Annotated in this window: 9 protein-coding genes; 3 read left to right on the top strand and 6 right to left on the bottom strand. The window is 70.7% G+C overall.

Annotated elements, in window-relative coordinates; genetic code table 11:
- Positions 1-127: 127 nt before the first annotated feature.
- From ACFWUY_RS19805 to ACFWUY_RS19790, 4 genes are read right to left on the bottom strand one after another with little or no spacing between them, the layout of a single operon-like run.
- Positions 128-1795 (bottom strand): glycoside hydrolase family 13 protein, encoded by a 1668-nt coding sequence (locus tag ACFWUY_RS19805; RefSeq protein WP_384109650.1) that lies wholly within the window; start codon positions 1793-1795, stop codon positions 128-130.
- A 50-nt stretch (positions 1796-1845) separates the two neighbouring features.
- A complete protein-coding gene (locus ACFWUY_RS19800) occupies positions 1846-2718 on the bottom strand; it encodes a sugar ABC transporter permease (RefSeq protein WP_384109680.1) in 873 nt (290 codons plus the stop codon).
- The gene (locus tag ACFWUY_RS19795) at positions 2712-3728 is read right to left on the bottom strand and encodes a carbohydrate ABC transporter permease (protein WP_384109647.1); all 1017 of its coding nucleotides are present in this window, start codon (positions 3726-3728) and stop codon (positions 2712-2714) included. Before ACFWUY_RS19795 ends, ACFWUY_RS19800 begins: the two co-directional genes overlap by 7 nt.
- 19 nt (positions 3729-3747) lie before the next feature.
- On the bottom strand, positions 3748-5022 hold the full coding sequence (locus ACFWUY_RS19790; RefSeq protein ID WP_384109644.1) for an extracellular solute-binding protein: 1275 nt from the start codon (positions 5020-5022) through the stop codon (positions 3748-3750).
- A 348-nt stretch (positions 5023-5370) separates the two neighbouring features.
- Here ACFWUY_RS19790 and ACFWUY_RS19785 point away from each other — a divergent pair, with 348 nt between their 5' ends.
- Both ACFWUY_RS19785 and ACFWUY_RS19780 read left to right on the top strand, forming a co-directional pair.
- Positions 5371-6393, top strand: a complete 1023-nt coding sequence (locus tag ACFWUY_RS19785) for a LacI family DNA-binding transcriptional regulator (protein WP_384109641.1) — start codon at positions 5371-5373, stop codon at positions 6391-6393.
- A gap of 89 nt (positions 6394-6482) precedes the next feature.
- Positions 6483-7427: a phosphatase PAP2 family protein gene (locus tag ACFWUY_RS19780; RefSeq protein ID WP_384109638.1), complete on the top strand. Its 945-nt coding sequence runs from the start codon at positions 6483-6485 to the stop codon at positions 7425-7427.
- Here ACFWUY_RS19780 and ACFWUY_RS19775 read toward each other — a convergent pair.
- Together ACFWUY_RS19775 and ACFWUY_RS19770 are read right to left on the bottom strand one after the other, a co-directional pair.
- On the bottom strand, positions 7411-8982 hold the full coding sequence (locus ACFWUY_RS19775; RefSeq protein WP_384109634.1) for an amidohydrolase: 1572 nt from the start codon (positions 8980-8982) through the stop codon (positions 7411-7413). The genes ACFWUY_RS19780 and ACFWUY_RS19775 overlap by 17 nt on opposite strands.
- Complete coding sequence (locus ACFWUY_RS19770) at positions 8889-10430, bottom strand: APC family permease (protein ID WP_384109629.1); 1542 nt, start codon at positions 10428-10430, stop codon at positions 8889-8891. The genes ACFWUY_RS19775 and ACFWUY_RS19770 overlap by 94 nt, the downstream gene beginning before the upstream one ends.
- Positions 10431-10547: 117 nt before the next feature.
- Between ACFWUY_RS19770 and ACFWUY_RS19765 the strand changes: the two genes are divergently transcribed.
- Positions 10548-11156 (top strand): TetR/AcrR family transcriptional regulator C-terminal domain-containing protein, encoded by a 609-nt coding sequence (locus ACFWUY_RS19765; RefSeq protein ID WP_384109626.1) that lies wholly within the window; start codon positions 10548-10550, stop codon positions 11154-11156.
- Positions 11157-11166: the final 10 nt, after the last annotated feature.

Genomic DNA, 11166 nt, shown 5'->3' with positions numbered 1-11166 from the left:
GCCGGCCGCGCCCCCGGTGCGTTTGGGGTTGCGCCCGTGCGGGGGCGTGGGCGGGGCGGCGTGCGTGGGGCCGTCGGGGCGGGGCGGGGGGGGGCGCGGTCCCCGCCCCCCCGCGGCAGGGGGATCGTCACACCGCCCACCAGACGGTGGTGTCGGCGGGCACCACTGCCTCGTCGTCGACGACCTTGACGTCCTCGTTGGAGAGGAGATACCGGCCGGGCAGCGGGACGGAGATGGCCCGGCCGGTGGTGTTGGCGGTGCAGACGAAGCCGTCGCGGCGGAAGGAGAGCACACCCTCGGGTGCCTCCAGCCACTCGACGCCTTCGCCCGCACCGAGTTCGGGGCGCTCGCGGCGCACGGCGAGCGCGCTGCGGTACAGCTCCAGGGTGGAGCCGGGGTCGCCGGTCTGCGCCTCGACGCTCAGACCGCCCCAGGCCGCGGGCTGCGGCAGCCAGGAGCCGCCGTCGCCGAAGCCGTACGAGGAGCCCTCGACGGTCCACGGGATCGGCACCCGGCAGCCGTCGCGGAAGCCGTCCTGGCCGCTGGCCCGCCAGAACGACGGGTCCTGACGGACCTCGTCGGGCAGGTCGGTGACGTCCGGCAGGCCGAGCTCCTCGCCCTGGTAGACGTACGCCGAACCGGGCAGCGCCAGCATCAGCAGGGTCGCGGCGCGGGCCCGGCGCAGGCCGAGCGCGCGGTCGCCGGGGGTCCGCAGCTGGGTGCCGAGGCCCGCCGGGTTGGCGAAGCGGGTGGCGTGCCGGGTGACGTCGTGGTTGGACAGCACCCAGGTGGTGGGGGCGCCGACCGGGCGCATCGCTTCGAGCGACTCGTCGATGACGGCGCGCAGCTCTTCCGCGTCCCAGTGGGTGCCCAGGTACTGGAAGTTGAAGGCCTGGTGCATCTCGTCGGGGCGCACGTAGTTCGCGGTGCGCGCGACGGTCGGGGTCCAGGCCTCGGCGACGAGGACGCGCTCGCCGTCGTACTCGGAGAGGACCTGCCGCCAGGAGCGGTAGATCTCGTGGACGCCGTCCTGGTCGAAGAAGGGCATGACGTCGTTGCCGAGCAGCTTCAGCTGGTCGTGGGCGCCGAGGTCGGGCAGGCCCTCGGCCTTGACCAGGCCGTGGGCGACGTCGACGCGGAAGCCGTCGACGCCCATGTCGAGCCAGAAGCGGAGGATCGAGCGGAACTCGTCCCGTACCGCGGGGTGCTCCCAGTTGAAGTCGGGCTGCTCCGGGGCGAAGAGGTGCAGGTACCAGTCGCCGGGGGTGCCGTCCGGGTTCTCCGTGCGGGTCCAGGCCGGGCCGCCGAAGATGGACTCCCAGTCGTTGGGCGGCAGTTCGCCGCCCTTCCCCTTGCCGGGGAGGAAGTGGTAGCGCTCGCGCAGCGGCGACCCGGGGCCCTCGCGCAGCGCGCGCTGGAACCACTCGTGCTGGTCGGAGGAGTGGTTGGGCACCAGGTCGACGATGATCCGAAGACCCAGTTCGTGGGCTTCGCGGATCACCGCGTCGGCGTCGAGGAGCGAGCCGAACATGGGGTCGATGGCCCGGTAGTCGGCGACGTCGTAACCGGCGTCGGCCTGCGGCGAGGCGTAGAACGGGGAGAGCCAGACGGCGTCGACGCCCAGCTCCTTGAGGTACGGCAGCCGGCTGCGGATGCCCTCCAGGTCGCCCATGCCGTCGCCGTTGCCGTCGGCGAAGCTGCGCGGGTAGACCTGGTAGATCACGGCGTCTCTCCACCAGCCCGTGTGCGTGCCGGTGGTCGGGGCGTCGGCCGGGGTGGCGAGATGCTGGGTCATGTCTTCCCTGGGAGGTAAGGAGATGCGTACAGGAGGGGCGCTCAGGGCCGTCAGCCCTTGACGGCACCGGCGGACATGCCGGTGACCAGATGCCGCTGGGCGAAGAGGAACACCAGGGCGGCGGGGATGGCGATGAGCACGGAGGCCGCGGCCATCGGGCCCCACTGGGCGCCGTACTGGTTGACGAACTTCTGCAGTCCGCCGGCCAGGGTGAGGTTCTCGTCGCCGACCATGAAGGCGGAGGCGTAGGCCACCTCGCCCCAGGCGGTGATGAAGGAGTAGAACGCGGTGACGGCGATGCCCGGCTTGGCGAGCGGCAGGATCAGCCGCCGGAACGTGCCGAACGGGGTGAGGCCGTCGACGTAGCCCGACTCGTCGATCTCGCGCGGGATGGTGTCGAAGAAGCCCTTCATCATCCACGCGCAGAACGGGACGGCGATCGTCAGGTACGTGATGACCAGGCCGGCCGGCTGGTTGAGCAGGCCCATCGACGCCATGATGTTGTAGATCGGCACGATGAGGACGGCGACCGGGAACATCTGGGTGATGAGCAGCGTCCACATCAGGCCGCGCTTGCCGGGGAAGCGGAAGCGGCTGACGGCGTAGCCCGTGGTGGCGGAGATGAAGACGCCGACGACGGTGGTGAGTCCCGCGACGAGCAGCGAGTTGGCGAACCAGGTGAGGAACGGGGTGTCGTTCAGCAGGTTCGTGTAGTTCTCGAGCGTCGTCTCCTTGACGAAGTCCGTGGTGGTCGCGTACTTCGCCGGCTTCAGCGAGGTCAGCAGGACCCAGAGCACCGGGAAGACGGCGATCACGGAGGCGACGATCAGGGTGAGGTGCAGCCCGACCGAGGCGATCGGCGAGCGGCGTCCCCGGAGCGGGGCGTTCACGGCCTGGGGGGTGGGGGTCGTGGTGGTCACCAGACTTCTCCCTGCTTGCGGAGGACGCGCTGGTAGATCGCGGCGAAGATCATCAGGAGGACCAGGATGAGGACGCCCCACGTGGACGACTGGGCGAAGTCGCGCGGGCTGATCTCGAAGGAGAACTTGTACGCCTGGGTGACGAGGATCTGGGTGGCCTCGCCGGGTCCGCCCCGGGTGAGCAGGAAGATCACCGGGAACATGTTGAAGGTCCAGATGGTGGAGAGCAGGATCACCGTCGTCGACACGGCGCTCAGGCCGGGCATGGTGATGTGCCGGAAGCGCTGCCAGGCGTTGGCGCCGTCCATCTCGGCGGCCTCGTACAGCTCGCCGGGGATGGACTGGAGCCCGCCGAGGAGGGCGACCATCATGAACGGCACGCCGAGCCAGACGTTGACGAGGATGACCGAGAACTTGGCCCAGGTGGGGTCGTTCAGCCACGGGACGGCGTCGATGCCGCCGCCCGCGAGGATCTTGTTGAGAAGACCGTTGTCCTGGTTGTAGAGGAAGCGCCAGGCGAAGACGGAGACGAAGCCGGGGACGGCCCAGGGCAGGATCAGCAGCATCCGGTAGACGGAGCGGCCGGCGATCCTGCGGTTGAGGATGTTGGCGAGGCCCAGGCCGAGGGCGAAGGTGATCGCCACGCAGGACACGGTCCAGACGACCGTCCAGCCGAGCGTCCCGAGGAACTGGCCGCCGGTGATCGCGTCGGCGTAGTTCTCCAGACCCACGAACTCGTAGGTGGCCGGGATCTCGTTGACACCGATCGACCGCGCGACGTTGCGCTCGTTGGCGTTCGTCAGCGACAGGTAGATGCCGCGGACCAGCGGGTAGCCGATGATCACGGCGATCACGACGGTCACCGGGGCGACCATCGCCCAGGCGTACCAGTGGGTGGAGAAGGAGCGCTTCTTCGCCGCGCCCCGGGGCTTACCAGTTCCGCGGCTCCGGCCGCGGGCGACGCTGTCGCCCGCGGCCTTCACCACCGACTGGCTGGGGGTGTCCACAGCCATCAGCCGGCCTGCCTTCCTGTTACTTCCAGTCCTTCAGGAGCTTGCGGTAGGAGTCACCCGTCGCCTTGGCTCCCTTTTCCGGGGTGGTCTGGCCGGTCAGGACCTTGGTGTACTCGGTGACGAGCGGCGCGAACAGGCTGCCGGTCTCCGGGATCCAGGGGCGCTCGACGGCCTTGTCGACGACCGGCTTGAAGAAGGTGATCATCTCGTTGGTCGCCACGTCCGCCTTGATGTAGACGGACTCGCGGGTCGGGAGGAGGCTGAGCTCCTTCGCGACCGTCGCCTGGGTCTCGACCGAGGTCATGTACTCGGCGAAGGCGTAGGAGGCGTCGAGGTTCTTGGAGCCCGCGTAGACGGCGAGGTTGTGACCGCCCTGCGGGGCGCCCTGGCCGGCCGAACCGGCCGGGACCGGGGCGATGCCCAGGTTGGCCTTGTCGGTGAACTCCTTGCCGGCGTAGGTGTCGGCGACGGCCCACGGGCCGTTGATCATCATGGCGACCTTGCCGTCCTTGAAGGCCGTCTGCATGTTGTTCCAGCCGTCGGTCGCGTCGGTCTTGGCCGCGCCCGAGTCCACCAGGTCCTTGACGACCTTGAAGGCCTTCACACCGGCGGCGTTGTCGACGGTGATCGTCTTCTTCTCGGCGTCGACGAGGTCGCCGCCCTCGCCGTACAGGAAGGAGAGGAACCAGTAGGCGTCGTCGCCGCGCAGGTACAGGCCGGGGTTGCCGGTCTTCTGCTTGATCTTGGCGGAGACGGTCTTGAGCTCGTCGATGGTCTTGGGGACCTCGACGCCGGCCTCCTTGAAGATCTTCTTGTTGTAGAAGATGCCCATGGAGTCGATGACCTGCGGCACCGCGTACGTCTTGCCGTTGTACTTGGTGGAGGCGGCGGCCTGCTCCAGGAAGTCGTCCGCTTCCTTGAGGGCCGGGGTGCCGTCGAGCGGGGCCAGGTAGCCGAGGTCCGCGAACTCGGGGGTCCAGGCGACCTCGGAGCGGATGACGTCGGGGGCGCCGGAGCCGGACTGCGCGGCGTTCTTGAACTTGTTCTGCGCCTCACCGAACGGCACGTTCACGTACTTGACGGTGACCTTGGGGTGCTTCTTCTTGAAGTCCTCGGCGACCTTCTTGAAGACCTTGTCCTCGGAGCCGACCGTGGAGGTGTCCCACCAGGTCACGGTGCCGGAGAGCTCGCCCGAGCTCTTCGAGCCGCCGTTCGAACCGCTGTCACTACCGCACGCCGCCAGGGTGACGCCCAGGGCCGCGACCAGCGCGGTGGCCGCTATGCCACGCCGCATGTGAACTCCTTCAACTGATCCCGGGGGGACGAGGGGCTGGAACCTTCCTCATGCGACCGCTCCCTCGCGGCGCTCCGGGTTGCCAGGAACGTAACAAAGATGAAAACGAGCCGAAAGACCTTGCGAGAAGTTTCTGCAAGGACGGGGGATCGTTACATCCGCGTGTCCCTAAGGTTGCCGTCGCATCGCTTGACAGCAGCTGGCGCACGCCTTCCAAGGGGCGCGCACCCCTTCCCGCACTCCCCCTTCGCGCCTCACGCGCCCTGCAAGTCCTGCAAGACCTTGCGAGGTGGCTTGCATCACCTGTGCGGTGGGCAATACGCCCCGTGACCGGTACAGTCCATCCCCATGACCGCGCGGCTTTCCGACATCGCAGCCCAGGCGGGGGTCAGTGAGGCCACAGTCAGCCGCGTGCTCAACGGCAAGCCGGGCGTGGCCACCGCCACCCGCGAATCCGTCCTTGCCGCGCTCGACGTGCTCGGCTACGAGCGGCCCGTACGACTGCGCCAGCGCAGCGCGGGACTCGTCGGCCTCATCACCCCCGAACTGGACAACCCGATCTTCCCCGCGCTCGCGCAGGTCATCGGGCAGGCCCTGACCCGGCAGGGCTACACGCCGGTCCTCGCCACCCAGACCCCCGGCGGGTCCACCGAGGACGAGCTCACCGACATGCTGGTGGAGCGCGGTGTCGCCGGCATCATCTTCGTCTCAGGACTGCACGCCGACACCACCGCCGACATGACGCGCTACGACCAGCTGCGCGGCAAGGGCGTCCCGTACGTCCTCCTCAACGGCTTCTCCCCCAAGGTGCAGGCGCCCTTCGTCTCCCCCGACGACCGGGCGGCGATGCGGCTCGCGGTGACGCACCTGGCCGCGCTCGGGCACACCCGGATCGGGCTCGCCGTCGGACCGAAGCGGTTCGTGCCGGTGCTCCGCAAGATAGAGGGCTTCCAGCAGGGCATGGAGGAGCGGCTCGGCCTCTCCTTCGAGGAGTCCGAGGAACTGATCCAGCACTCCCTCTACACCCTGGAGGGCGGTCAGGCGGCGGCCGGGGCGCTGATCTCCCGGGGCTGCACGGCGGTCGTCTGCGCGAGCGACATGATGGCGCTCGGCGCGATCAGGGCCGCCCGGCAGCAGGGGCTCGACGTGCCGAGGGACGTCTCGGTCGTCGGTTTCGACGACTCCCCCCTCATAGCGTTCACCGATCCGCCGCTGACCACCATCCGACAGCCGGTGCAGGCGATGGGGCAGGCGGCGGTCCGCGCGCTGCTCGAAGAGGTCGGGGGCACACCGGCCCCGCACTCGGAGTTCGTCTTCATGCCCGAGCTGGTCGTTCGTGGTTCAACGGCCTCGGCTCCCCCTCGTCCTTGAGGGCTCGTCCCTGAGGGGGAGCGGGTGCGCCCGTGACCCGTCCGAGGGATGATCTGTCAGGAGGCGGGGATCTGGCACACTCTCTCCCTATGGGTGAAACGACCGTGAAGAGTTTGGACGACCGGACGACCCCGTCGTCACCCACAGTGGCCGACGGCAGGCTGTCGCGTCTGCGGACGCGCGGGCCCCGGCGCCCCACGATCTGGTTCGAGATCCTGCTCATCGCGGTGAGCTACTGGACGTACTCCCTCATCCGCAACGCGGTGCCGGAGCAGAAGGCCCAGGCCTTCAAGAACGCCGACTGGATCTGGGAGGCCGAGCAGTCCCTCGGCCTCGCCTTCGAGCACGCCGTCAACCACGCCGTGAACTCGGTGACCTGGCTGATCGTCTCGATGAACTACTACTACGCCACGCTGCACTTCATCGTGACCATCGGTGTGCTCGTATGGCTGTACCGATGGCACCCGGGCCGTTACGCGGCGTTCCGTACCGTCCTGTTCTCCACCACCGGTGTGGCCCTGGTCGGTTACTACCTGTACCCGCTCGCGCCGCCCCGGCTCATGACCGACCTGAACTTCGTCGACACGGTCCTCGTGCACGAGACGTGGGGCTCGATGGCCTCGGGCAACCTGAAGCACGTGTCGAACCAGTACGCGGCGATGCCGTCGATGCACATCGGCTGGTCGCTCTGGTGCGGACTGACGATCTTCCTGCTCGCGAAGGCGCCCTGGGCGAAGATCCTCGGTCTGCTCTACCCGACGGCCACGCTCGTCGTGATCGTCGCCACCGCGAACCACTTCTGGCTGGACGCGGTCGGCGGCATGATCTGCCTGGGCTTCGGCTTCGCCGTCTCCTACTTCTGGTACGGCTCCCGGCCGCACCGGCTGCCGAAGCTGGTGGAACCGGTGGCGCCGGTCGCCTCGGGCGGCCCGTCCCCGGCGATGGGGACGGACCGCGGGGCCGCGGCGACCGACGAGGCCACCGACGGGACGGGCGAGCCGACGGAACAGTCGCGGGTCAGCTCCGGAAGGTGATCCGGCCGCCGGCGACGGCGAGCCGGACCGGGGCCTCGGCGGTCTCGTCCGCCGGGGCCTCCACCGGGTCCACGGCGAAGGCGGTGAGGTCGGCCCGGAAGCCGGGGGCGATCCGGCCCGCGACGTGCTCCTCCCCCGCCGCCACCGCCGCGTGCGTGGTCATCCCCTCCAGGGCCATCAGGCCGGTGAGCCCGTGCCGGGCCGAAGCCGCGCCGCGCGGGGCCCGCGCGGTGGCGAGGACCTGCCGGGCGTCGTAGTGGGCGATGGGCCAGTCGGAGCCGAGCGCCAGGTGCGCCCCGGCGTCCCGCAGGTCACGGCAGCGCCAGGCGCGCCCCGCCCGCTCCTCGCCGAGCCGCTTCGACCACTCGTCGGTGTGGTCGGCGCGGGTGTACGCGGTGTGCGGGGGCTGCATCGAGGCGACGACCCCGAGCGCGGCGAAGCGGCCCAGCTGGTCGTCGGGGACGGTCTCGATGTGCTCGATCCGGTGCCGGGGGCCGCCCGTGCCGAGGCCTTCGACGGTGTCGAGGACGTGCCGGACGGCGGCGTCGCCGATGGCGTGGGTGGCGGTGCCGACCCCGGCGCGGTGGAGGTGGCCCACGGCGGCGGAGTACGCGGCCGGGTCGGGCCAGAAGGCGTCGGTGCCCCGGCCGTGGCAGTCGGCGTGTTCCAGCCAGGCGGTGCCGCCCTCGACGGTGCCGTCCATGAAGAACTTGACGCCGCCGATCGCCCAGAGCCGGCCGGCCCGCTCCTGCAGCCGTACCAGCGCGTCCAGCTCCCCGGCGGTGGCGCCGGGCATGCACCAGGGGGCGAGGCGCAGCCGCAGGGGCAGCTCGCCGTCCTCCTCCAGGGCGGTGAGCAGTCCGGGTACGTCGTGGCCGCCGAGGTCCATGACGTGGGCGGAGGTGAGGCCGGTGGCGGCCATGCCGGTGAGCAGCTCGACGAGCCGGGCGCGGCGCTCGGCGTACGGCCGGGTGGGCAGGACCGGGGTCATCAGGTCCATGGCGGCGTGCTCGATCAGGTGTCCGGTGGGGCGGCCGTCGGCGTCGCAGACGATCTCGGAGTGCTGGGCGAAGGCGCGGGGGCCTTCGATGCCGGCGGCCTTGAGGGCGGTGCCGCTGACGAGGGCGGAGTGTCCGTCGTAGAGGCGGAGGTGGGCGGGGGCGCCGTCGAGGACGTCCTCGATCAGGTCGCGGTGGACGGGGCGGCCGCCGAAGACGTTGTGGTCGAGGCCGAAGCCGATGATCCAGCCGTCGCGGCGCTCGGCGCTCCGGAGGGCGGCGCGGAGTCCTTCGAGGCCGGTGACGCCGGACAGGTCGGTGCCGGTGAACATCTCCAGGCCCCACACGGGGTGGCTGTGGGCGTCGGTGAGGCCGGGGGTGAGGGTGGCGCCGGCGAGGTCGACGGTCTCGGTGCCGGGTCCGGCCCAGGCGCGGGCCTCGGCGTCGGTGCCGAGGGCGGTGATCAGTCCGCCATGGACGGCGACGGCGGTGTGGCCGGTGAGTCCGGGGTCGCGGACGCGGGCGTTGACGAGGACGAGGTCGGGTGCGGAGGACACGTGGGGGCTCCAGGGTCGGTCGGTTCTGCGGCGAAGCGGGCGTAGACCTCGGGGCGGGTGCGGCGCAGCCGGTACGCGAGGAGGAGCCCGAGGGCGAAGACGGCGGGGACGAGGGAGACGAGCACCGTGTTGACGGTGGCGGAGGCCCCGGTGAAGACGTCGATCTTGGTGACGACCAGGGCGATCGCGCCGGCGAGGAGCACGGCCGCGGTGACGGGGGCGACGACGGTCCGCAGGACGCCCTCGGCGTGGCGGACGCCGCGGAAGTAGAACGGGATGGCGAGCGCGGCGAGCAGTTGGAGGGCCATCAGGCCGAGGCCACCGGGGGTGTTCACCCAGAGGAGGAGCTGCGTGTACGGGTCGGCTCCGGCGGCCGCGAAGCCGAGGACCACGGCGAGGCCGAGGACGGTCTGGGCGGCGCCGGCGAGGTACGGGGAGCGGTGGCGGGGATGGACCCTGCCGAACGCCGGGGGCAGGACGCCCTCCTCGGCCAGGGCGAGGCCGTAGCGGTTGATCGCGTTGTGGAAGGCGAGGAGGGAGGCGAGGACGCTGGTGACGATGAAGACGTGCATCAGGTCCGCGGCCCAGCCGCCGACGTAGGTGGTGATCGCCGCGAAGAAGAGCCCGCCGGTGTCGCCGGCGGCGGCCTCGACGACCTTGTCGTTCCCGAAGGCCTGGATGACGGTCCAGACGACGAAGGCGTAGAAGAGGCCGAGGAAGCAGACGGCGATGTAGGTCGCGCGGGGGATGGTGCGGGCGGGGTCGCGGGCCTCGCGCCGGTAGATCACGGTCGACTCGAAGCCGGTGAAGGCGGTGAAGGCGAAGGCGAGGACGGCGGCGCTGCCGGGGACCAGGACGTTGCCGGGCGTGAAGGAGGCCAGGGAGAGGCCGTTCGCGCCGCCTTCGAGCAGGACGCCGCCGGCGAGCAGGACGAGGATGCCGGTCTCGGCGACGAGCAGGACGCCCAGGACCTTGGCGCCGAAGTCGATGGAGCGGAAGCCGCCGTACCAGATGAGGAGCAGCCCGGCGATCGAGACGGGGAGCCAGGGAACGTCGATCCCCCACAGGGCGTGGGCGGTGTCGGCGGTGGCGGTGCCGAGGAGGCCGTAGACGCCGATCTCCATGCCGTTGTACCCGAGCATGGCGAGCAGGGCCGCGGCGATGCCGGCCGGCTTGCCGAGGCCCCGGGTGATGAAGGCGTAGAAGGCGCCGCCGCTCTTGACGTGGCGGCTCATGGTGGTGAATCCGACGGCGAAGATCGCGAGCGTGATGCCGGCCATGAGGTAGCCGGCGGGGGCGCCGATGCCGCCGAGGACGATGGCGATGGGCGCGACGCCGGCCATGACGGTGAGCGGGGCGGCGGCGGAGACGACGAAGAAGGTGATGTCGGCGGTGGTGAGGGTGCCGGTTCTCAGACCTGGGGGCTCGTCGGGGGTGGATGAGGACATGACGGGGGAAGCCCTTCCGGTGGCAGGAAACCTAAAGGCTTTCGGTTTGCGCAATGTAGCCTCGGGCTCGATCGTTCGGGAAGACCCGACGGGCATCTGAACAGGGAGTGACGACTCATGGGCCGGCCGCGCAGACCCCTCCTCGACCGGGAGCGGATCACCACCACGGCGCTCGAGATCGTCGACGAGCAGGGCGAGTTCAGCGTCCCGCAGATCGCGAGGCGCCTCGGGGTGCAGACGGCGTCGGTCTACCACCACGTCGACGGGCGGGACGGGATCGTGGAGCTCCTCCGCGAGCGGGTGTCCTCGGCCATCGACACCGGGACCCTGGACCGGGAGCCGTGGGACGCGGCCATGGCGGCCTGGGCCCGCTCCTACCGGGCCGCGTTCGCCGCCCACCCGCGCGCGATCCCGATGCTCATGACCTCACCGGTGCGCGCGCCCAAGGTCCTCGACCAGTACGAGCTGGCCGTCGCCCGCCTCCTCGACGCGGGCTTCGCACTGCCGGACGTCATGCCCGTGATCATCGCCCTGGAGAACCTGGTCCTCGGCTCGGCGCTCGACCTCGCGGCCCCGGAGGCGATGTGGGTGGTGGCCGACGAGACCGCGACCCCGCGCCTGGCCCGGGCGCTCGACGCGGTCCCCGAGGGCCGCGCGGACCAGGCCTTCGAGCTGGCCCTCACGGGCTACCTGGCGCATGTGAGAACGCTCCTCGACGCACCCTAGGGACGGCGGG

This window comes from Streptomyces sp. NPDC058664 (genome assembly GCF_042716635.1).
In the GTDB taxonomy this organism is placed as follows: domain Bacteria; phylum Actinomycetota; class Actinomycetes; order Streptomycetales; family Streptomycetaceae; genus Streptomyces.
The sequence above is the reverse complement of the archived record's forward strand: the minus strand, read 5'-3'. Positions and strand labels throughout refer to the sequence as shown.

Bases quoted from the DNA above. Each gene is read 5' to 3' on its own strand.
- ACFWUY_RS19805 (WP_384109650.1), bottom strand. From the start codon at position 1,795: ATGACCCAGCATCTCGCCACCCCGGCCGACGCCCCGACCACCGGCACG.
- ACFWUY_RS19795 (WP_384109647.1), bottom strand. From the start codon at position 3,728: ATGGCTGTGGACACCCCCAGCCAGTCGGTGGTGAAGGCCGCGGGCGAC.
- ACFWUY_RS19790 (WP_384109644.1), bottom strand. From the start codon at position 5,022: ATGCGGCGTGGCATAGCGGCCACCGCGCTGGTCGCGGCCCTGGGCGTC.
- ACFWUY_RS19785 (WP_384109641.1), top strand. From the start codon at position 5,371: ATGACCGCGCGGCTTTCCGACATCGCAGCCCAGGCGGGGGTCAGTGAG.
- ACFWUY_RS19780 (WP_384109638.1), top strand. From the start codon at position 6,483: ATGGGTGAAACGACCGTGAAGAGTTTGGACGACCGGACGACCCCGTCG.
- ACFWUY_RS19770 (WP_384109629.1), bottom strand. From the start codon at position 10,430: ATGTCCTCATCCACCCCCGACGAGCCCCCAGGTCTGAGAACCGGCACC.
- ACFWUY_RS19765 (WP_384109626.1), top strand. From the start codon at position 10,548: ATGGGCCGGCCGCGCAGACCCCTCCTCGACCGGGAGCGGATCACCACC.